This is a genomic window from Mycobacterium sp. SMC-16, assembly GCF_046250085.1.
GTDB classification, from domain to species: Bacteria; Actinomycetota; Actinomycetes; order Mycobacteriales; family Mycobacteriaceae; genus Mycobacterium; species Mycobacterium phocaicum.
The window spans coordinates 4,301,991-4,321,717 of sequence record NZ_CP176427.1 but is presented as its reverse complement, the minus strand read 5'-3'; the positions used below and the strand labels follow the sequence as shown (position 1 = coordinate 4,321,717).

The following is a 19,727-nucleotide window of genomic DNA, read 5'->3' as shown; positions in this document are numbered from 1 at the left end:
CCGCGACTGATGCCGCTCCGTTGCGGAACGCCCGAAAACCGGAACTGAACAACACATCACACGACGAGAGGTACCGCCCGATGTCGATTCACCCAGCACTGATCAAGGCCACCCGGACCGTGGCCACCGGCGTCATCGGCGTGGCGGCATACGATGTGCTGCGGAAGGCGCTGCGCGCGGCGCCGGTCCACGAAGCCAGTGTCACCACCGCAGCGTGGGCGCTGCGCGGCACGCGCAAAGCCGAGGAAGCCGCGGAGAACGCCCGGCTGAAGGTCGCCGACGTGATGGCCGAGGCGCGCGAGCGGATCGGCGAAGAAGTGCCCCCGCCGTCGGTGGCCGACGCCGAACATTCCCATGACCACTGATGTGCTGACCGACGTGGCCGATGCGCCCAGCATCGATGCCGACGCCGAGCTTGCGGTGATATCCGTTGCGGCGGGGCGGATTCGGGTTCATGCCCCGTGGCTGCGGGGTGACGCCGTCCGAGCGGTGGCGATCGAAGACGCCGTCGACAAGGTCGGTGGCGTCAGAACCGTCCACGCGTACCCGCGCACGGCGTCGGTGGTGATCTGGTACTCGCCGCAGCGCTGCGATACCGCGGAGCTGCTGACTGCGATCCGGGCCGCGCAAGCCACCCCGGCCCAGCTGGTCCCCGCCCGCTCGCCGCGTTCGGCCGATATTCACAATGCCGAAGTACTGCGGATGGTGCTCGGGGCGTTGGCTCTGGCGCTCTTGGGAGTCCGTCGCTACGGGCTGTCCCGGCCGCGGCTGCTCGGGCCGGCCGCGCGGACATTCGCGACCGGCGCGACCATCGTCACCGGATACCCGTTCCTGCGCGGGGCGCTGCGCGCGCTGCGCGGCGGCAAGTCGCCCGGCACTGATCTGCTGGTGTCCGCGGCGACCATAGCGAGTCTGGTTCTGCGCGAGAACGTCGTCGCACTCACGGTGCTGTGGCTGCTGAACATTGGTGAATACCTTCAGGATCTGACGCTGCGTCGTACGCGTCGAGCCATCGCGGACCTGCTGCGCGGCGTTCAGGACACCGCGTGGGTGCAGTTGGACGACGGCACCGAAGTGCAGGTCAACGCCGAAGCGCTACGGATCGGCGATCTGGTCGTCGTTCATGAGCAGGTCGCGATTCCCGTCGACGGTGACGTCGTCGCGGGCGAGGCGATCGTCGACCAGTCGGCCATCACCGGCGAGACCCTGCCCGTGACCGTGGCGCCGGGTGCGGCCGTACACGCCGGATCAGTGGTCGTGCGGGGCCGTGTGGTCGTGCGGGCCCGGGCGGTGGGCAGTCACACCGTGCTGGGCCGCATCGTGGCGAGAGTCGAAGAGGCGCAACGTGATCGGGCACCGATCCAGACGGTGGGCGAGAACTTCTCCCGTCGCTTCGTGCCCGCCTCATTTGTTCTGGCAACGGCGACGTTCCTCGTCACCGGCGATGTACGCCGGGCGATGACCATGCTGCTGGTGGCATGCCCGTGCGCGGTGGGGCTGGCCACCCCGACCGCGATCAGTGCGGCGATCGGCAACGGCGCCCGGCGCGGCATTCTGATCAAAGGTGGTTCGCACCTGGAAGCGGCCGGCCGGGCCGACGCCGTGGTCTTCGACAAGACCGGCACCCTGACTCTCGGCCGGCACATTGTCACCAACATTGTCTCTTTTCAGGAGAGTTGGACTCCCGAGGAAATTCTTGCGTACGCGGCGAGTTCGGAGATTCACTCACGGCATCCGTTGGCCGAGGCGGTGATCCGTTCGACCGAAGACAAACACATCGTGATTCCGCCGCACGAGGAGTGCGAGGTGCTCGTCGGTCTGGGCATGCGGACCCGCGCCGACGGCCGCACGTTGCTGCTCGGTAGCCCGTCGCTCCTGGATCGGGAGAATGTCACCGTGTGCGGCGAATCCGATGAGTGGGTGCAGCGCCTGCGCCGTCAGGCCGAGACGCCGCTACTGCTCGCCGTCGACGGCGAACTGGTGGGTTTGATCAGCCTTCGCGACGAGGTGCGCCCCGAAGCGGCGGAAGTGCTTGCGCGCCTGCGGTCCTCGGGGGTGCGCCGGATCGTCATGCTCACCGGCGATCACGCCGAGACCGCGCAGGCAGTCGCCGCCGAACTCGGCATCACGGAATGGAAGGCCAACGCGCTGCCCGAGGACAAACTCGCGCTGGTGCGCACTCTCCATGACGAGGGTTACACCGTTGCGGTGGTGGGGGACGGGGTCAACGACGCACCCGCACTGGCCGCGGCGGACATCGGTATCGCAATGGGATTGGCCGGCACCGACGTCGCCGTCGAGACCGCAGACGTGGCACTGTCGACAGACGACCTGCGACGGTTGCTCGACGTCCGAGGGCTCAGCGACCATGCGGTCGGGGTGATCCGGCAGAACTACGCCATGTCGATCGCGGTGAACGCCGTCGGGCTGCTACTCGGAGCGGTCGGCGGGCTGTCCCCGGTCCTGGCCGCGATCCTGCACAACGCGTCGTCCGTCGCCGTTGTCACCAACAGCTCGCGCCTAATCCGCCATGAGCTGGCTCAGTCCGGCGCGAGCTCACCGAGCAGATAACGCTGTAGCGTCACGCCGAGGTCGGCGGCGAGTTGTTCGTTCGAGCGGTTGACCAGCGGTTCGAGCCCGAAGACATAGCGCGCCAGCGCGAAACCGTTGACCTGCGACATCACCAGGGCGGCGCGGTACTCGGCATCCGCGGACCCCAGGCCTTCAGCAATCGGCGCAATGATGTTGCGCGCCAGGAAATCTCGCACCAGCTTTGCCGCCTCCGGCTCGGAGGTGGCGGCGCGCACCATGCCGATCATGGGCCGCCTGCTGACTTCATCCTCCAGGGCGTTGAGAATGAACGTCGCCAGTCGCAGGCCGGCCTCGTCCTTGTCGCCGTCGAGTACCCGGCCGATGACCACGGCGGGTTCGACCGGTAATTCGACCACGGCGAGGAACAGATCCCACTTCTTGCCGTAGAAGTGGCTGACCAGCGCGGGGTCGACGCCGGCCTGCAACGCGACCTGCCGCAGGGACGTCCGCTCGTATCCGAGTTCCGCGAACAGCTTTCGCGCGGTCTGCTCGATCGCCTCACGGGTCTCGTTGGGTCCCGGGCGACGTCCACCGCGGGTAGGTCGCTGCGTCATTCGACTCCCCACTCACAGAATTCTTTACGTGTTGAATTATAGCCCCGGCGGGGTTAATGTCATACCGTCAACCCCGTTGATGAACCAGGAAGTAGAGACGTTCCGCGCAGTTCGCCCGTGCGAAAGGTTCACGGATGCAGCGACTTTCGATCAGACGCCGGCTCGGTCAGCACTGGATGTACGTGGTGGCCGTGATGGTGGTCGTGGTCGCCGGGTTCGCGGTGTACCGGCTGCAGGGCATCTTCGCCTCGCATGACGTCACCTCGACGCCGAGTGGCGCGGTGAACGACATCGTGCCCTTCAACCCCAAGCACGTGGTGATGGAGGTGTACGGGCCGCCGGGAACGGTCGCCACCGTCACCTACCTGGACGTCAATGCCCAACCGCAGCGCGCCGACGCCGTCACGTTGCCGTGGACCTACGACACGACCACCACGCAGCCCGCGGTGTTCGTCAATCTCCAGGCCCAGGGCGACAACGACTCGATCGGCTGCCGCATCACCATCGATGACGCCGTCAAGGACGAGAGAACGGTCAACACCGTGCACGCCTTCACCTACTGTCTGGACAAATCAGGATGAGCGCGGGCCGCGTACCCGACTTCATCCGCCGATACTCGGTGCTGATCGCCTTCTTCTGGCTGGGCCTGGCCGTGGTCACGAACGTCTTTGTGCCGCAACTCGAGACCGTGGCCGAGTCGCACAACGTGTCACTGAGCCCGACGGACGCGCCGTCGCTGCAGGCGGCCAAACAGATCGGCAAGGTGTTCCACGAGTTCGACTCCGACAGCTCGGCCATGATCGTCCTGGAGGGCGATCAGCCATTGGGCGCCGCCGCGCACCACTACTACGACGGCCTGATCGACAAGCTCACCGCCGACACCAAACACGTCCAGCACGTGCAGAACTTCTGGGGTGACCCGCTGACGGCGGCCGGTTCACAGAGCGCCGACGGCAAGGCCGCATTGGTTCAGGTGTATCTCGCCGGCAACCAGGGTGAGTCGCTGGCCAACGAGTCCGTCGACTCCGTCCGCCGGATCATCGAAACCACGCCGCCGCCAGCAGGTTTGAAGGTATTTCTCACCGGCGCCGCGCCCCTGATCACCGACCAGTTCGAAGTGGGCCGGCACGGCACGCTGAAGACCACGCTGATCACCATCGGGGTCATCATGGTGATGCTGTTCTCGCTCTACCGCCGTGTCACGACGGTGATCATGGTGATCTTCACGGTGATGATCGAGCTGACCGCATCGCGCGGTGTCGTCGCGGTGCTCGCCAACGCCGGCATCATCGAGCTGTCGACGTACTCGACGAACCTCTTGACACTCTTGGTCATTGCCGCCGGCACCGATTACGCGATCTTCCTCCTCGGCCGCTTCCACGAGGCCCGCTATGCGGGAGAAGACCGGATCTCCGCCTACCACACCATGTACCGCGGTACCTCTCACATCATCCTGGGGTCGGGCCTGACCATTGCCGGGGCGGTGTTCTGCCTGACTTTCACCCGGTTGCCCTACTTCGAGAGCCTCGGAATTCCGGCCGGCACAGGTGTTCTCGTCGCCGTGGTGGCCGCGTTGACGCTCGCGCCCGCGCTGCTGTGCATCGGCCGGCACTTCGGCCTCTTCGAACCCGTGCGTCAGCTGCAGACGCAAGGCTGGCGGCGCATCGGTACCGCCGTCGTGCGCTGGCCCGGCCCCATCCTGGTCGCGACCGTCGCGGTGGCCCTCATCGGCCTGATCGCCCTGCCCGGCTACAAGACGAGTTACGACACCCGCCCGTACATGCCCGCCGATGCGCCCGCCAACATCGGCTACGCCGCGGCCGAACGACACTTCTCGCAGGCCCGGCTCAATCCCGAGCTGCTGATGATCGAAGCCGACCACGACCTGCGCAACTCCACCGACATGATCCTGCTCGAGCGCGTCGCGAAAGCGGTGTTCCACACCGACGGCATCGCTCAGGTGCAGTCGATCACCCGGCCATTGGGGACGCCGCTGGACCACTCGTCGATACCGTTCCTGATCAGTGCCGGAAACGCCGGGCAGATCAACAACCTGCCCTTCCAGCAGGCGCGCAGCGCCGACCTGCTCAAGCAGGTCGAGGTGATCAACAATTCGATCGACATTCTGCGACAGCAGTATTCGCTGCAACAGCAGTCGAGCGGCATCACGCACGAGCAGGCCACGGCATTTCAGCAGACGGTCGCGACCGCCCAGGACCTGCGTGACAAGATCGCCAACTTCGACGACTTCTTCCGCCCGCTGCGCAACTACTTCTACTGGGAGCCGCACTGCTACGACATCCCCGTCTGCGCTGCCTTGCGGTCCATATTCGACGCGCTCGACGGCATCGACGACCTGACCGACCAACTGAATGACGTCGCGGGGAGCATCGCCAAACTCGATGCGCTGCAGCCGAAGTTGCTCGCGCTGATCCCACCGCAGATCGCCAGCCAGCAGACCAACCGCGAACTGACGATGACGAACTACGCCACGAACAAGGGTCTCAACGACCAGGCTGCCGCATCGCTGCAGAACGCCACCGCGCTGGGCCAGGCATACGACGCGTCGAAAACCGACGACTCCTTCTATCTCCCGCCGGAGGCGTTCACCAACCCCGAGTTCCAGCGCGGGATGAAGCTGTTCATGTCGCCGGACGGCAAGGCCGCCCGGATGATCATCACGCACGACGGCGATCCCGCGACGCCCGAGGGCATTTCGCACATCGCCGAGATCAGGCATGCCGCGCAACAGGCTGTCAAGGGCACGCCGCTGGGCGGGTCGAAGATCTATCTCGCGGGGACTGCGGCCACCTACAAGGACATTCAGGACGGCGCCAAATACGACCTCATGATCGCCGGTATCGCCGCGCTGAGCCTGATCCTGCTGGTGATGATGTTCATCACCCGAAGCATCGTTGCGGCCGTCATCATCGTCGGTACCGTGGCGCTGTCGTTGGGCGCCTCGTTCGGACTCTCCGTGTTGATCTGGCAGGACATCTTCGGTATCGAGCTGTACTGGATCGTGTTGGCACTGGCCGTCATTCTGCTGTTGGCGGTGGGCTCGGACTACAACCTGCTGCTGGTGTCGCGGTTCAAGGAAGAGATCCACGCCGGCATCAACACCGGCATCATCCGGGCGATGGCAGGGTCCGGCGCGGTGGTGACCTCGGCCGGGCTGGTGTTCGCCGCCACCATGGCGTCCTTCGTGTTCGCCGACCTTCGGGTCCTCGGCCAGATCGGCACGACCATCGCCCTCGGTCTGCTGTTCGACACGTTGATCGTGCGGTCGTTCATGACACCGGCCATCGCGGCGCTGCTCGGACGGTGGTTCTGGTGGCCGCTGAAGGTGCGGCCGCGCCCCGCCAGCCAGATGCTGCAGCCCTACGGATCCCGCTCGGCCGTGCGCCAACTGCTGTTGTGGGAAGACGGCGATCCTGCGGTCACGGGATCGGGTGCAGGTGCGCGACGGCATGGAGGAGACGCATGACGGGCATCGAACTGTGGGGCGGCCTGACCATCCTCGCCGGGCTGATGGCACTGATCTGTCTCGCATGCGTCTTCGTGTACATCCGCGGGCTGGAGCGGCGGCCACCCGCCGCACTGGGTGAACAGGTGGGCGCCCACAAAGCCGTACTGGTCAAAGTGCGCGAGGGCCAACCGATGTCGCAGGACGAGATCGACTACGCGAAGGAGCTGGTGTCCGACGCCGGCTCGCCGCTCGCCTATGCGATCCCCGCGCTGCTGTTCACCATGGGCTTCTTCTACGTGGTCGGCTGTATGTATGAACTCCAGGTCCACGGCGGCCATCCGTCGTTCCGCACTTTCATCGGCGGCATCCCGATGCTCACCTCGCTCAACATCTTCGGTCAGCTGCACCGGGTGGCGCGATTGAAGAAGCGCGTGCCCTAGCTACCGGGGGCCGAAAGCCTTTGCCGCCAAATCGATTTGGGTGGAGGTGGCGAGAATCTGGCTGCGGTTCTCGACGTGGAGAGCGGCCTGCAGACTGGGGGCCTCGAGGTTGGCCCACAGCACCTGCTTGGTCGACTCGACACCGAATTTCCCGTAGCTGCACAGGGTTTCGGCGATAGCCAGGGCGTCGGCGACGACGTCGTCCGCCGACAGGCGCGAGACCAGCCCCAGGCGCAGCGCCTCGTCGGCCTCGACCGTCCGGGCCGTGAGAATCAGATCGAACGCCTGCCCCGCGCCGACGATCCGGGGGAGCGTGTAGCTCACCCCGATGTCGCAGCCGCCGATGCCCAGCTTGATGAACTGGGTGCAGAACCGTGCGCCGGGTCCCGCGAGGCGGATGTCGGCGGCCAGCGCGACGGCGAAGCCGCCGCCGTATGCGGGCCCGTTGACCGCGGCGATCACTGGCTGGCGCAGATTCTGGATTCGGGTGGTCAGCTCGGCGATACGTTCCTGCCAGCGCATGCCCGACCGCGGAAATTCCAGTCCGCCACCGGCTTCCGGCGGGTTGGGGTCGGAAAGGTCCAGGCCGGAACAGAATCCGCGGCCGGCGCCGGTGAGTACGACGACGCGGCACTCGTTGTTGCGGTGGATGTCCTCGAGGGTGCTGTGCAGCGCTTCGACGAGGTCGAAGTTCAGGGCGTTGAGTTTTTCCGGCCGGTTCAGGGTGAGGACCGCGATCTCGGGGCGGGGATAGGCGAGCGACAGCGTTGTCATGCGCCTGACGTTAGCCGCTGTGCCACCCGGCCACGCCGACGGCGATCATGCGCAACTGCTTGCGTGCGGTCCGTTTGACGTCGTCCAGTGCTTTGGCGTCATTGGCGTCGTCGATGGATTCGGCGGTGGTCATCATCGTGTTGACGAACAGGCCGGCCACGATGTTGAGGTCCTCGGCGCTCCAGGTGGTGAGCCCGGGCAGCCGGCCCAGGTCGATCGCGAGCTCCGAGGTGATCAACCGGATTTCCGTGCGGATCGCATAGCGCAGCGCGGTGACGCCGCTGTTGCGTTCGCGGCTGATGAAGCGCCAGTGCTCGGGGCGTTCGGCGACGCTGCTGAACAGGATGTCGACCGAGGACTCGATGATGCGTTTGGGGTCGAGCTGCCCGGCGCGGCCGCCGCGGAGCATCTCCCGCAGGGCGCGGAACGACTCGTCGATCAGTACCAGGCCGAGGGCGTCCATGGTTTCGAAGTGCCGATAGAAGGCCGCAGGCACGATGCCGGCCTCGCGGGTGACCTCGCGCAGGCTGAGCGCGCTGAAACTGTCCTCGTCGAGCAGCTTGAGGGCGGCCGCGATGATGGCGCGGCGGGTGGCTTCCTTGCGCTCTTCGCGCGAGAGGTTGTCCTGGACGCGGGAGCTTGATGAGCGGCTGGACCTCCGGTCGCGTGAACCAGGGGTACGACTGTTCACCGAACAAAGTTTACACAGCGCGGTAAACGGGAACTCTGAAACATTTGTGTGAGGTAAATGCGTACGGATGTTCACCGTGTGATGCGGGCAACAACCTGCGGTTTAACCCTTGACGCGAACGGTTGGCATCAGTCACTGTGTACACATGTTCACCGAAACTTTGAGCCGCCGAGTTCGGCGCTCCGCCCTGGTTGGCATCCTCACCGGCCCGCATGGCGTGGACCGGTACACCGAGGTTTTCGACCGCACCTGGACTGTCAACGATGCCCGCGCCAAGGTGGTCGCGGTCCGCCGGCAGACGCCGCGCAGCGTCACCCTGACCCTGCAGCCCAACGACGCCTGGCAGGGCTTCAAGGCCGGCCAGCACATCAACCTGACCGTCGAGATCGACGGCCGTCGCCGCACCCGGTGCTACTCGCCGGCCAACTCCGAGGGCAGCCCCGTCATCGAGCTGACCGTCGGTCTGCACGACGGCGGCCTGGTCTCCAGCCACCTGTTCGAGCACGCCGAGCCCGGCATGGTCGTTCACCTCGACTCCGTCGGTGGTGACTTCGTCCTGCCCGCGCAGCGTCCCCGCCGCATCCTGCTGGTCTCCGGCGGCAGCGGCATCACCCCGGTGCTCTCCATGCTGCGCACACTGCGCGAGGAGAACTTCGACGGCGAGGTGGCGTTCATCCACTACGCCCGCAACCCCGAAGAGGCCGCGTACGCCACCGAGCTGGCGGCCACGCCCGGGGTCAAGGTGCTGCACAGCTACACCCGATCCAACCGCGGTGACCTCAGCGGCCACTTCGGCCCAGACCACCTGGCCGCCGCCATGCCCAACCCCGACGCGGTGTTCGTCTGCGGCCCGCCGGCACTGGTCGACGCGGTAAAGGACCTCCTGCCGGGCGCGCAGTCCGAGAGCTTCGTGCCCCCGGTCATCGCGGTCCCGACCGAGGCCTCCGGCGGCAGCGTCGCCTTCACCGAGAGCAAGGTCGACGTCGTCGACGACGGCCGCTCGATCCTCGAGCAGGCCGAGGCCGCGGGCCTGAACCCGACCAACGGCTGCCGCATGGGCATCTGCCACACCTGCACCCGCAAGAAGATCAGCGGCCCCGTGAAGAACCTGATCACCGGCGCCGTCTCGACCGCCCCCGACGAAAACATCGAAATCTGCGTGACCGCCCCGTGCGGCGACGTCCAGATCGACCTCTAGACAACCCCACCAGCCCACACACCCAAAGGAGACGAACCATGGCTCAACGTCCCGCCCCCATGACCCCCGAGCAGTTCGACGAGTTCGGCCGCGCGCTCGACGCCATTCGCGAACGCCACCTCGCCGACCTCGGTGACCGTGACTCCGACTACATCCGCAACATCATCGCCATGCAGCGCAAGCTGGAGATCGGTGGCCGCGCGCTGCTGTTCCTGCCGCCGGCCTGGCCCGTCGGCACCGTGATGCTCGGTCTGTCGAAAATCCTGGACAACATGGAGATCGGCCACAACGTCATGCACGGCCAGTACGACTGGATGGGTGACCCGGCGCTGCGCGGCCAGAACTTCGAATGGGATTCGGCCTGCCCGTCCAACCAGTGGCGGCACTCGCACAACTACATGCACCACACCTACACCAACATCGTCGACATGGACCGCGACATCGGCTACGGCATCCTGCGGATGAGCGAGGACCAGAAGTGGAGCCCGTACTTCCTGGGCAACCCGGTCTACGCCTTCCTGCTGATGGTGTTCTTCCAGTACGGCGTCGCGCTGCACGAGCTGGAGGCCGAGCGCATCCGCACCGGTGAAATCCGCCTGCGGGACAAGAAGGACATGCTGCGTGAGATGTGGGCGAAGGTCCGCAAGCAGACCGTCAAGGACTACGTGGCCTTCCCGCTGCTGGCCGGACCGTTCCTGCCGTTCGTGTTCGCGGGCAACATGACCGCGAACCTGATGCGCAACGTGTGGTCGTACGCGATCATCTTCTGCGGTCACTTCCCCGAGGGCACCCACGAGTTCTCCATCGAGGAGACCAAGAGCGAGACCCGCGGCCAGTGGTACTACCGGCAGCTGCTGGGTTCGGCGAACCTGTCCGGTGGCAAGTGGTTCCACATCTTCAGCGGCAACCTGTCGTTCCAGATCGAGCACCACCTGTTCCCCGATATCCCGGCACACCGCTACGCGGAAATCTCACCGGAGGTCAAGGCGCTGTGCGAGAAGTACGACCTGCCCTACAACAGTGGCCCGCTGCACAAGCAGTTCTTCTCGGTGGTCAAGAAGATCTGCCGCCTGGCCCTGCCGGACTCATGGCTGACAAAGCGGGCACCAGAAGGTGATCCGGTCCGTGAGGTTGTCGAGGTCGCCGACGACGTCGAGGTTCTCGTGCCGGTGTCGGCCGGCTGATTCGATCAGCGTCCCGCACCTGCGACACGCCTGCCCGGCCCGGCCGTACACCCAGAGTTGACGGCCGGGCCGGGTATCGCCCGTTGTGGTCCGGCTCCATCTGTTTCTGTTCAGCCACAACATGTCCCGGGCCCGCTGCGCCAAGCGCAGCGGGTCTTTCACTGTGCTGACCGGGGCAGTTGGACGGCGGCCGACAATGAAGCACAGCTCGTTGGCGTAGACGTTGCCGACGCCCGCGAGATTGCGTTGGTCGAGTAGTGCTTCGTGCAGCGGCCGGTCGGGGTCCTGGGTGAGGTTCTGGGCGGCTCGGTGCGGATCCCAGTCCGGGCCAAGCAGATCCGGGCCGAGGTGTTTGACGGGTTCGTCGTCGTGGTCCCGGTGGAGGACTTCCAGGGTGCCCAGTTCGGATCCCACCGCCTGAATGTCGCCTGCTTCCAGAATGATCCGGGTCTTGTGGTCGGGGCGGCGGGGCCTGGAGTTGACCTGCCACTTGCCCTCCATCTTGAGGTGCGAGTGGATGCTGGCCTCGGCCGTGCGGATGAACAGGTGCTTGCCGCGGCTGATGACCTCGTCGACCGTCTGGCCGGTGAGATCGACGGTCGCGAACTTCGGGACGCGAATATCGCAGCGGGTCAGCGTCTTTCCCTGCAGCGCATCGCGGAGGATGGCTGCGGTGTGCCAGACGGTGTCGCCTTCGGGCATCAGCGGATGTAGGCGTGAGCCCGGGTCAGCGCGCGTTCGGCGTCATGCGCGATCTTCTGGACCAGGGGAGCGGCCAGTTCGAGGTCGTCGATGAGGTCGAGGGCCTCGCCGGCCCAGATCGGCACGTAATCCATGTCCAGCTCGGCTGTTCGGTCGCGGAACTGCTGTTGCGCCTTGGGATTTGCGTCGAGCTCAGCGTCGCGGTCCTGCCACTCGTCGGTGAAGACGCTGCGCAAGGTGCGTGCCGGATACTCCGCGGGCCAACGCGTTTCGACCGGTCGGGCGGCGATGTCGATGGCCCGGCCGCTGGTGGTGTCCGCCGCCTTCGCCTTGAGCATGACTTTCGATTCGGCGGCGCTGAGCAGGGATTCGTGGGTGGCTTCGAATCGGGTGCCGACCATGGCGCCCGCGGCGCCGAGGGTCAGTGCGGCGGCCAGGCCGCGGCCGTCACCGATCCCGCCGGCCGCCAGCACGGGGATACCGTGCGCGAGGTCGACGACCGCGGGGACGAACGGCAGCGTCGACCGGCCGCCGTGATGGCCCCCGGCCTCTCTGCCCTGCGCGACCAGCGCCTGGACTCCCGCGTCGAGCGCCTGCTTGGCCTCGTCGAGGCTGTGCACCTGCGCCAGCAGCGGGATACCGGCGTCGTGGATGGCCTTGGCGAACGGGGCGGGGTCGCCGAACGACAAAATGATGGCGGCGGGCTGCTGCGCGATGACCCAGTCGATGATCTCCTGATTCACCGCCCACGTGAGTAGACCGACGCCCCAGGGCTTTTCGGTGCCCTGCTTGGCCAGCTGGCATTCGGTGGCGAGCATGGTCAGGTCACCGCGGCCGCCACCGATCAGACCCAATCCGCCGCCCTCGGACACCGCAGCTGCCAGCCGGCCACCGGATACGTCGCCCATCGGGGCCAGGACGATCGGGTGGTCGATGCCGAACAGTTCGGTGAGCGGGGTGTGCAGGGCCATGACTTCACTGTATGACTGCTCGATTTGACCTTGCCCCTGGCGGCAATGTTTACCCTCTGGGCTGAGGACATTGACCATGCAGATTTCTGAGCTGGCCCGGCTGACGGGCGCGTCGACCAAGGCCGTGCGGTACTACGAGGACCTCGGCCTCCTGGAGCCGTTGCGCCTCCCCAACGGCTACCGGGACTACACCGAAGAGGACGTGCAGATCGTCAGCGAGGTGCGCGCGCTGGCCGCGGTGGGCATCGCCCCGTCGAAGGCCGGGCCGTTCATCGACTGCCTACGCCACGGCCACGAGCACAGTGACGAGTGCCCCGAGTCGCTTGCGGCTTATCGGGACAGCATCGCGGTTCTCGACGAGACCATCGCAGCGTTGACGCAGCGCAGACAGATCCTCACGGCGCGGCTCAACGCTGCCGCGTGCCGCGAGTTCGACAAGGAGTATGAGCAGGTGACGGACTACACGACGCTTCCCGCGGGCCTTCCGGTTCCCGAAAACGACGGCGCGGCCGACCATCTGGTCGGGCTGCGGGTCCCCGATATCACGCTGAAGTCCAGCGGTGGTGGCCCCGTCCAGCTCGGGAGCCTGCCGATGGGACGGACGATTCTGTATCTGTACCCGCTCACCGGTCGTCCGGGCACCGATCTCCCCGAAGGGTGGGACGCGATACCGGGAGCGCGTGGCTGTTCGACAGAGGCGTGTGATTTCCGCGACCACTTCGCCGAGCTGAAAGCTGCCGGCGCAGAGGAGGTCTGGGGCCTTTCCAGTCAGGACGTCGACTATCAGGCGGAAGTGGTGCGGCGGCTGCGGCTGCCGTTCCACATGCTGTCCGATGAGACGTTCGCGCTGGCCGACGCGCTGCGGCTCCCGACGTTCGCCGCCGACGGGCACCCGCGTCTCTACACCCGGCTCACCATGGTTATCCGAGACGGCCGCATCGAGCACGTCTTCTACCCGATCTTCCCGCCGAACACGCACGCGCAGCAGGTGCTGGACTGGTTGCGCGCACATCCGGTGTAGAGAGCTGACGGATCGCCTGCTGCCGGAGCGGCGCCGGCGGTACGCTCGCCTCGACATCGAGCGGGAGACGGCTGATGACAGAAGCATTTGTGCTTGGTGGTGTCCGCACTCCATTTGCGCGGTACGGCAGTTCGCTGTCGCACATCCGCACCGACGACCTCCTCGGCATGACCATGAAGGGCGCGTGCGAACGTGTCGGCGTCGAGCTCGGCGCCATCGAGGACGTCGTCGCCGGCTGCGTGAATCCCGCGCACGAGGGGATGGGCGACGTCGCGCGCTGGGCCGCGCTCGCCGCCGGATTCCCCGACACCGTGGCCGGGACGACCATCAACCGGTTCTGCGGTTCGTCGCTGAGCGCCACGATCAACGTCGCGCACGCGATCAGGGCCGGCGACCTCGGTGTCGGTATGGCCTGCGGCGTCGAATCGATGTCGCGATCGGGCTGGGCCTACATGAAAGGCGACGCGCCGTTCGCGCCGCGCGGGCCGGTGATCCTGCTCGACACCATGTGGGCCGGCGCCGGCGGCCCGCCCAACCCCGCGCTGCTGGCGCGTAACGCCTACATCAGCATGATCGAGACCGCGCAGAAGGTGGCCGATCGTTACGGCCTGACGCGCGAGGAGATCGACGCCTTCGCGCTGCGAACGCAGCGAAATGCCAAGGCGGCCCGCGATTCCGGGCGACTGGCCAAGGAGATCATGCCGGTCGAGATCGCGGCGACGAAGAAGGCACCGGCGCGGCTTTTCGAACACGACGAATTCATCCGCGACGAGACCACGGCCGAGCAGCTGGCGGCACTACGACCGCAGCCGGGTACGACCCAGATGACCGCGGCAAATTCGACGCCCCTCACCGATGGCGCCAGCGCCCTGGTGCTGGCGTCGGGGGAGCGCGCGGCGGAACTCGGTGTCGAGCCGTTGGCGCGGGTCGTGTCCTCGGCGGTGTACGGGATCGATCCGCTGTTCATGGGTCTCGCCCCGGCGTGGGCCCTGCCTCTGGCCATCAAACGTGCCGGGCTGACGCCTGAGCAGATCGATGTCTGGGAGGTCCACGAAGCGTTCAGCGCGCAGGCCCTCGGTGTGCTGCGGGAACTGCCCAATCAGCTCGGCGGGTTCGTCGTTCCCGATGAGAAGCTCACACCCAACGGCGGCGCCGTGGCGATCGGCCACCCGTTCGGCGCCACCGGTGCCCGGTATGTCCTGACCCTGGCCACCGAACTGCGCGAGCGCAATGTCCGCTACGGGGCCATCGGGGTCTGCGTCGGATCGGGTCAAGGCGTTGCCATTGTGCTCGAAAATCCCTCTGCTGCTTGAGGAGTACGCGAGCGGCTGGGTGCGATTTTTTGTCGTACCCTTCTGCTTTGATGGTGTCATGTCCAGCACCGCAACGGCTTTCGATGTTGAGTCGTCGCCGTGCGAGCGCATGGATGCGTACTTCGCGGAGATCGGTGAGCTGACCGGTCAGCGCAACGCGATCGACGCACGGCTGGTGCAGATTGCGGCCGAGATCGACCGTGACGGGCTCTGGGGTGCCACCGGTGCCCGGTCGATGGCGTCGATGATGGCATGGAAAACCGGTGTGTCACCGCGCAATGCGGAAGTGATGATGGCGGTGGCGCACCGCCTGGAGGAGTTCCCGCGCTGCGCCGAAGCGATGCGCGCGGGCCGGTTGTCGCTGGACCAGGTCGGGGTGGTCGCCGAACACGCAGCCGAGGGTTCTGACGAGCATTACGCCCAGTTCGCCGAAAGCGCCACCGTCACCCAGCTGCGCACGGCCGTGAAACTCGAGCCCCGCCCGGAGCCCGATCCCAAGCCCGAGGCGCCGCGGTCGATCGCCAAGACCACGCACGAAGACGGGTCCACCACATACAAGATCCGCCTACCGAAACTGGAAGCCGCCAAGGTCGATACCGCGCTGGCGTCGCATCAGGATGCATTGGTGGCCGACTGGAAACGGGACCACGAAGACACCGAAGGGGCAGTGTCGGAGCAGGCACCCCCGTTCCCGAACGGTGTGGATGCGTTCATGAGTGTGGTCGAGGCCGGCTGGGACGCCGACGTGGCACTGCGGCCGCACGGGCAGCGCACCACCGTCGTGGCGCATATGGATCTCGAAAAGCGCACGGCTGCGTTGCATTTAGGGTCAGTGCTCACCGATGAGGAACGCCGGCTGCTGTTGTGCGACGCCACGTGCGAGGTGTGGCTCGAGAAACATGGTCAGCCGATCGGGGCCGGGCGCAGCACCCGCACCATCAGCCGCCGGCTGCGCCGCGCTCTGGAACACCGCGACCGCTGCTGCCGGGTCCCCGGGTGCGGGGCGACCCGCGGCTTGCACGCACATCACATCATTCATTGGGAGAACGGCGGGGAAACCGAACTGCACAACCTGGTGCTGGTGTGCCCCTACCATCACCGGTTGCACCACCAGCGGGTCATCACCATCACCGGTCCGGCCGATCGGCTGGTCGTCACCGACGCCGCGGGCCGACAACTCGACGGCGGATCCCTTGCGCGGCCACCCACTACGGCCCGCCCTGATGTGCCGCCCTGCCCCGGGCCGACCGGTGAACGCGCCCAATGGTGGTGGTACCAACCCTTCGAACCACCACCCACACCGTCGACCAACTAGGGCAGCAGCGGCAGCCGCCACAGCGGCGCACCGGGTTCGAGGAACCACAGCCGCGTCGCGGTCAGGCGCAGTATCCGGATGGCGCCGGTCATCATGAGCACCGCCAGTGGCAGCTCGATCAACACCGCGGTGATCAACGGGATGGTCGAATCGTGGCCGAAATCCGAAGTCATGACGTCGAACCAGGCGTCGCACACCAACAGCACGCCGGTCGTGAACGCGGTGAGCAGCACGAGCTGCCTGCGCAACCAACCGAGCACGGCCGTCGTGGCCATGAAGGCGACCAGCAGGCCGTCGAACCCGATCCAGGTGGCCGGCCAGTTGTGCGCGGTGTAGTTTTCCGGAAGCGTGAATCCGAGGTAGACGACCCACGGGATCAGCACGATGCAGCTGCCGGTCATCACCGTCAGCCGGATGCGTCGCATCCTCCTGGCCATCGCAGGCGGAAACACTTCGTCCAGCGGACGCTGCAACCGCATGATCAGGTCGTGCCGCTGCGCCGGCGTCATCGCGGCGATGGCGGCGTCTGACAACGCCTGGTCTGCGTGCTCGGTCACGCCCTTTATTGTCCTACTTCGCGGCCTCGGACAGTCTTCCGAAAATGGTGGCGGACTCTCGCGCCATGCGTGCCAGCACCTCAGCTGCAGTCGGATTGTCATGGATCATGCCGACACCTTCGCCGATATGAACCTCAGCGGTGTCGAAGTCTGACGCTTCGACCGCGGCGCGGTAATCACGCTGGAGCTCAGCGAGATTGGCGCGTAGCGCGTCCTCGGTCCCATACCAGCGGCTGACGAAATCATTGCGCAAAGCGCGACCACCGTAGCCCCGCGGCCACGGATAGCCGCGCACGATGTCGAACACGGTTGAGCGAATGGTGTCGTCGGAGCCTGCGGCGATGGCGCGCTCCCGGGCCACTGGGTTAACCGGCGACTCCTGCACCGCCCACAGCCTGGAGCCGACGAGGGCTCCGTCAGCACCGAGCGAGAGTGCCGCCGCAAGGCCACGACCGTCGGCGATGCCTCCGGCGGCGAGGACAAGGGTATCCGGTGCCCGGTCGGCGACCAGGTCGGCGACCTCCGGGACCAGGGTGAAGGTGGAACGAATCCCCTTACCGTGACCACCCGCTTCGCCGCCTTGCGCAATCAGTACGTCAGCTCCGATGTCGACGCCGCGTCGTGCCTCTTCCAGATCGTTGACCTGATTGAACAGAGGAACATTCGCATTGCGAATCTTCGACGCGAACGGCGTGGGATCGCCGAATGAGAGCGCTACAGCAGCGGGGTTGTGTGCGAGTACTGCATCCAATAGCTCCGGGCGTTCAGCGAGCTTCCAGGCGATGAAGCCGACGCCGATGCGGGTATCTCCAGCCGTGGCGAACTGTGCATTGAGCCAGGCGGCATCGTCATAGCCGGCGCCCAACAGTCCGAGACCGCCTGCCTTTGTGACTGCGGCGGCCAAGCGGCCATCGGCGAACTTGGCCATCGGGGCCAGCACGACGGGCACTGACAGGCCGAACCTCGAAGTGAGTCTCGTCGTGATCATGTTCAGGCGAGTTCGCCGGTGACGAACTGTGCCCGGCCCGCGCCGAACGACCAATCGGCGTCGCCGTTTTCGGTGATCGACACGATCAGGTCTTTGGCGTCCAAACCGCAGTCCCTATGCAGGTGCTCGGCCAGCAGCTCGTAGAACCGCTGCTTCATCTCTGCGGTGCGGCGGCGGCTGACCACCTGGATGATCACCAGCTGGTCTGATCGTTCGAATCCCAGTCCAGTGTCTTGCGCGACAACGTCATCGGGCTCGCGGACGTCGACGACCTGGTAGCGGTCAGTCTCTGGGACCTCGAACGCCTCGACGACGGCAGCGTGCGCGCTGTCCAGCAGTTGGCGGATTTGCTCAGGAGTCCGGCCGCGGACGACTGTGAAGTTCAGCAATGGCATGGTGCGCTCCCATTCTTTCAGCTATGCCTGCACCAACGCCGCTGACGCACAGCGTATTGCGAATGAGCAATTGTCAATACCTGTGGATCGGGGTGTTTCAGGCGACCTCCGTTTCGGTGTGTTGATCGCCGTCTGACGGTGGTGTCGGTGGGGTGATGTCGGTGGGTCGTTCGAGCAGTTTGCCTTTGTGGAAGACCGCTCCGGCGCGGACGAGGGCGACCAGATGTGGGGCGTTGACGGCCCGCCAGCGGGCTTGGGCGGCGTCGATCAGCTTGTAGGCCATGGCCAATCCAGCGGCCCGTGATCCCGGACCCTTGGTGACCTTCGTTCTCAAACGCACTGTGGCGAAGGTGGATTCGATCGGATTCGTGGTACGCAGATGGATCCAGTGCTCGGCGGGGTAGTGGTAGAACTCCAGCAGGACATCGAGGTCGTCGACGATCTTGGCGACCACTTTCGGGTACTTCGCGCCGAAGGCAACCGCGAAGGCCTTGACCGCGACCTGAGCTTTGTCGATGTCTTCGGCGTTGTAGATGTCCTTGATCGCCGCCAGCGCGGCCGGATGCGCTGACTTCGGCAGCCCGGCCAGGACGTTGGCCTGCTTGTGGAACCAGCAGCGCTGCTCTCGGGTCTTCGGGAATACCTCCCGCACCGCCTTCCAGAACCCGAGCGCGCCATCGCCGACGGCCAGCACTGGGGCGGTCATGCCGCGGCGTTTGCAGTCGCGCAGCAGATCCGCCCACGACTCGCATGACTCCCGATAGCCGTCGGTGATCGCCACGAGTTCTTTGCGGCCGTCAGCGCGCACGCCGAGCATCACCAGCAGGCACAGCTTCTCCTGGTCCAGGCGGACCTTGAGGTGAATGCCGTCGACCCACAGGTAGACGTAGTCGCTGCCGGACAGGTCCCGGGCAGCGAACGTACGGGCTTCGTCTTGCCACTGCGCGGTCAGACGGGTGATCGTGGTGGCCGACAACCCGGCACCCGAGCCGAGGAACTGCTCGAGTGCGGGCCCGAAGTCGCTGGTTGATAGGCCGTGCAGATACAGCAGCGGCAGCACCTCACTCATCTGCGGGGACTTGCGTGCCCAGGCCGGCAAAATCGCCGAGGAAAACCGCTGCCGCTCACCAGAATCGGGGTCGACACGGCGGTCGTTGACCCGCGGCGCTTTCACCTGCACGGCACCGGCCGCGGTCAGCACCTCACGCGGCTGGTGATAGCCGTTGCGGACCACCAGTCGGTGACCGTTCTCGTCACGCTGATCAGCGAATGCGGCGACGTACGCGGCGACCTCGGCCTGCAGGGCAGCGGCCAACATCTGCCGGGCTCCGTCGCGGACGATCTCGTCCAACAACGACCGGCCGGCCTCGCCGCCGTTGGCCTCCTCGGCATCGTGAACTACGGTGAGCATGGGCGTACCTTCCCAACCAGCGCGCCAACGCCGGTCTTGATCGAATACCTGATTCCGTGATGATCATCCTCGGGAAGGTGCGCCCACTTTCAGGCCACCTCCTCGGGCCTCATCCACAGGTATTGATCATTGCTCTTGCGAATACCGGCCCT

The 19,727-nt window shown here is 66.2% G+C and carries 19 protein-coding genes; 10 read left to right on the top strand and 9 right to left on the bottom strand.

All coding sequences use genetic code 11. The features are described from left to right. Positions 1-80 precede the first annotated feature (80 nt). Positions 81-365 (top strand): DUF1490 family protein, encoded by a 285-nt coding sequence (locus ACJEIK_RS20910; protein ID WP_061007103.1) that lies wholly within the window; start codon positions 81-83, stop codon positions 363-365. Beyond that, positions 355-2,571, top strand: a complete 2,217-nt coding sequence (locus ACJEIK_RS20905) for a heavy metal translocating P-type ATPase (protein WP_409430215.1) — start codon at positions 355-357, stop codon at positions 2,569-2,571. The genes ACJEIK_RS20910 and ACJEIK_RS20905 overlap by 11 nt, the downstream gene beginning before the upstream one ends. On the opposite strand, the gene ACJEIK_RS20900 is transcribed toward ACJEIK_RS20905, so the two are convergent. Next, positions 2,541-3,146 carry a TetR family transcriptional regulator gene (locus ACJEIK_RS20900; protein ID WP_409430214.1) on the bottom strand — a complete coding sequence of 202 codons (606 nt, stop codon included), beginning with the start codon at positions 3,144-3,146 and terminating at the stop codon, positions 2,541-2,543. The genes ACJEIK_RS20905 and ACJEIK_RS20900 overlap by 31 nt on opposite strands. Before the next feature lie 134 nt (positions 3,147-3,280). On the opposite strand from ACJEIK_RS20900, the gene ACJEIK_RS20895 reads away from it, so the two are divergent. From ACJEIK_RS20895 to ACJEIK_RS20885, 3 genes are read left to right on the top strand one after another with little or no spacing between them, the layout of a single operon-like run. Next, entirely contained in the window at positions 3,281-3,727 is a 447-nt protein-coding gene (locus ACJEIK_RS20895) for an MmpS family transport accessory protein (protein ID WP_212806646.1), read from the top strand. Further along, positions 3,724-6,633 carry an RND family transporter gene (locus ACJEIK_RS20890; protein ID WP_409430213.1) on the top strand — a complete coding sequence of 970 codons (2,910 nt, stop codon included), beginning with the start codon at positions 3,724-3,726 and terminating at the stop codon, positions 6,631-6,633. The genes ACJEIK_RS20895 and ACJEIK_RS20890 overlap by 4 nt, the downstream gene beginning before the upstream one ends. Continuing rightward, entirely contained in the window at positions 6,630-7,055 is a 426-nt protein-coding gene (locus tag ACJEIK_RS20885; RefSeq protein WP_061007108.1) for a hypothetical protein, read from the top strand. Before ACJEIK_RS20890 ends, ACJEIK_RS20885 begins: the two co-directional genes overlap by 4 nt. Here the strand turns inward: ACJEIK_RS20885 and ACJEIK_RS20880 are convergent, their stop codons facing one another. Both ACJEIK_RS20880 and ACJEIK_RS20875 read right to left on the bottom strand, forming a co-directional pair. Beyond that, positions 7,056-7,829 carry an enoyl-CoA hydratase/isomerase family protein gene (locus ACJEIK_RS20880; protein WP_409430212.1) on the bottom strand — a complete coding sequence of 258 codons (774 nt, stop codon included), beginning with the start codon at positions 7,827-7,829 and terminating at the stop codon, positions 7,056-7,058. Between the two features lie 10 nt (positions 7,830-7,839). Next, the gene (locus tag ACJEIK_RS20875) at positions 7,840-8,520 is read right to left on the bottom strand and encodes a TetR family transcriptional regulator (RefSeq protein WP_061007110.1); all 681 of its coding nucleotides are present in this window, start codon (positions 8,518-8,520) and stop codon (positions 7,840-7,842) included. Positions 8,521-8,665: 145 nt separating this feature from the next. On the opposite strand from ACJEIK_RS20875, the gene ACJEIK_RS20870 reads away from it, so the two are divergent. Next, positions 8,666-9,718, top strand: a complete 1,053-nt coding sequence (locus tag ACJEIK_RS20870) for a ferredoxin reductase (protein ID WP_061007111.1) — start codon at positions 8,666-8,668, stop codon at positions 9,716-9,718. Between the two features lie 38 nt (positions 9,719-9,756). Beyond that, the gene (locus ACJEIK_RS20865; protein ID WP_061007112.1) at positions 9,757-10,902 is read left to right on the top strand and encodes an acyl-CoA desaturase; all 1,146 of its coding nucleotides are present in this window, start codon (positions 9,757-9,759) and stop codon (positions 10,900-10,902) included. On the opposite strand, the gene nei2 is transcribed toward ACJEIK_RS20865, so the two are convergent. Further along, positions 10,804-11,604 carry an endonuclease VIII Nei2 gene (nei2, locus tag ACJEIK_RS20860; protein ID WP_061007113.1) on the bottom strand — a complete coding sequence of 267 codons (801 nt, stop codon included), beginning with the start codon at positions 11,602-11,604 and terminating at the stop codon, positions 10,804-10,806. The two genes, ACJEIK_RS20865 and nei2, sit on opposite strands and share 99 nt — an antisense overlap. Next, positions 11,604-12,575, bottom strand: coding sequence for an NAD(P)H-dependent flavin oxidoreductase (locus ACJEIK_RS20855; RefSeq protein ID WP_061007114.1), 972 nt, complete (start codon positions 12,573-12,575; stop codon positions 11,604-11,606). Before ACJEIK_RS20855 ends, nei2 begins: the two co-directional genes overlap by 1 nt. 76 nt (positions 12,576-12,651) lie before the next feature. On the opposite strand from ACJEIK_RS20855, the gene ACJEIK_RS20850 reads away from it, so the two are divergent. From ACJEIK_RS20850 to ACJEIK_RS20840, 3 genes are all read left to right on the top strand, one after another. Continuing rightward, positions 12,652-13,596, top strand: a complete 945-nt coding sequence (locus ACJEIK_RS20850) for a MerR family transcriptional regulator (RefSeq protein WP_061007115.1) — start codon at positions 12,652-12,654, stop codon at positions 13,594-13,596. 74 nt (positions 13,597-13,670) lie between these two features. Further along, on the top strand, positions 13,671-14,909 hold the full coding sequence (locus tag ACJEIK_RS20845) for a thiolase family protein (RefSeq protein WP_061010189.1): 1,239 nt from the start codon (positions 13,671-13,673) through the stop codon (positions 14,907-14,909). Between the two features lie 58 nt (positions 14,910-14,967). After that, positions 14,968-16,224 carry an HNH endonuclease signature motif containing protein gene (locus ACJEIK_RS20840; RefSeq protein ID WP_409430211.1) on the top strand — a complete coding sequence of 419 codons (1,257 nt, stop codon included), beginning with the start codon at positions 14,968-14,970 and terminating at the stop codon, positions 16,222-16,224. Here the strand turns inward: ACJEIK_RS20840 and ACJEIK_RS20835 are convergent. The 4 genes from ACJEIK_RS20835 to ACJEIK_RS20820 all read right to left on the bottom strand — a co-directional run bounded on the left by ACJEIK_RS20835 (position 16,221) and on the right by ACJEIK_RS20820 (position 19,575). After that, a complete protein-coding gene (locus ACJEIK_RS20835; RefSeq protein ID WP_064858520.1) occupies positions 16,221-16,733 on the bottom strand; it encodes a hypothetical protein in 513 nt (170 codons plus the stop codon). The genes ACJEIK_RS20840 and ACJEIK_RS20835 overlap by 4 nt on opposite strands. Positions 16,734-16,794: 61 nt before the next feature. After that, positions 16,795-17,769 carry an NAD(P)H-dependent flavin oxidoreductase gene (locus ACJEIK_RS20830; protein WP_064858503.1) on the bottom strand — a complete coding sequence of 325 codons (975 nt, stop codon included), beginning with the start codon at positions 17,767-17,769 and terminating at the stop codon, positions 16,795-16,797. 2 nt (positions 17,770-17,771) lie between these two features. After that, positions 17,772-18,164, bottom strand: a complete 393-nt coding sequence (locus tag ACJEIK_RS20825; RefSeq protein ID WP_061005239.1) for a tautomerase family protein — start codon at positions 18,162-18,164, stop codon at positions 17,772-17,774. Between the two features lie 97 nt (positions 18,165-18,261). Continuing rightward, complete coding sequence (locus ACJEIK_RS20820; RefSeq protein WP_267323522.1) at positions 18,262-19,575, bottom strand: IS256 family transposase; 1,314 nt, start codon at positions 19,573-19,575, stop codon at positions 18,262-18,264. Positions 19,576-19,727 lie beyond the last annotated feature (152 nt).

What these genes read in the sequence shown, in the direction of transcription:
- ACJEIK_RS20910 (WP_061007103.1), top strand. Translation starts at nt 81, where the DNA reads ATGTCGATTCACCCAGCACTGATCAAGGCCACCCGGACCGTGGCCACC.
- ACJEIK_RS20905 (WP_409430215.1), top strand. Translation starts at nt 355, where the DNA reads ATGACCACTGATGTGCTGACCGACGTGGCCGATGCGCCCAGCATCGAT.
- ACJEIK_RS20900 (WP_409430214.1), bottom strand. Translation starts at nt 3,146, where the DNA reads ATGACGCAGCGACCTACCCGCGGTGGACGTCGCCCGGGACCCAACGAG.
- ACJEIK_RS20895 (WP_212806646.1), top strand. Translation starts at nt 3,281, where the DNA reads ATGCAGCGACTTTCGATCAGACGCCGGCTCGGTCAGCACTGGATGTAC.
- ACJEIK_RS20890 (WP_409430213.1), top strand. Translation starts at nt 3,724, where the DNA reads ATGAGCGCGGGCCGCGTACCCGACTTCATCCGCCGATACTCGGTGCTG.
- ACJEIK_RS20885 (WP_061007108.1), top strand. Translation starts at nt 6,630, where the DNA reads ATGACGGGCATCGAACTGTGGGGCGGCCTGACCATCCTCGCCGGGCTG.
- ACJEIK_RS20880 (WP_409430212.1), bottom strand. Translation starts at nt 7,829, where the DNA reads ATGACAACGCTGTCGCTCGCCTATCCCCGCCCCGAGATCGCGGTCCTC.
- ACJEIK_RS20870 (WP_061007111.1), top strand. Translation starts at nt 8,666, where the DNA reads ATGTTCACCGAAACTTTGAGCCGCCGAGTTCGGCGCTCCGCCCTGGTT.
- ACJEIK_RS20865 (WP_061007112.1), top strand. Translation starts at nt 9,757, where the DNA reads ATGGCTCAACGTCCCGCCCCCATGACCCCCGAGCAGTTCGACGAGTTC.
- nei2 (WP_061007113.1), bottom strand. Translation starts at nt 11,604, where the DNA reads ATGCCCGAAGGCGACACCGTCTGGCACACCGCAGCCATCCTCCGCGAT.
- ACJEIK_RS20855 (WP_061007114.1), bottom strand. Translation starts at nt 12,575, where the DNA reads ATGGCCCTGCACACCCCGCTCACCGAACTGTTCGGCATCGACCACCCG.
- ACJEIK_RS20850 (WP_061007115.1), top strand. Translation starts at nt 12,652, where the DNA reads ATGCAGATTTCTGAGCTGGCCCGGCTGACGGGCGCGTCGACCAAGGCC.
- ACJEIK_RS20845 (WP_061010189.1), top strand. Translation starts at nt 13,671, where the DNA reads ATGACAGAAGCATTTGTGCTTGGTGGTGTCCGCACTCCATTTGCGCGG.
- ACJEIK_RS20840 (WP_409430211.1), top strand. Translation starts at nt 14,968, where the DNA reads ATGTCCAGCACCGCAACGGCTTTCGATGTTGAGTCGTCGCCGTGCGAG.
- ACJEIK_RS20835 (WP_064858520.1), bottom strand. Translation starts at nt 16,733, where the DNA reads ATGACGCCGGCGCAGCGGCACGACCTGATCATGCGGTTGCAGCGTCCG.
- ACJEIK_RS20830 (WP_064858503.1), bottom strand. Translation starts at nt 17,769, where the DNA reads ATGATCACGACGAGACTCACTTCGAGGTTCGGCCTGTCAGTGCCCGTC.
- ACJEIK_RS20825 (WP_061005239.1), bottom strand. Translation starts at nt 18,164, where the DNA reads ATGCCATTGCTGAACTTCACAGTCGTCCGCGGCCGGACTCCTGAGCAA.
- ACJEIK_RS20820 (WP_267323522.1), bottom strand. Translation starts at nt 19,575, where the DNA reads ATGCTCACCGTAGTTCACGATGCCGAGGAGGCCAACGGCGGCGAGGCC.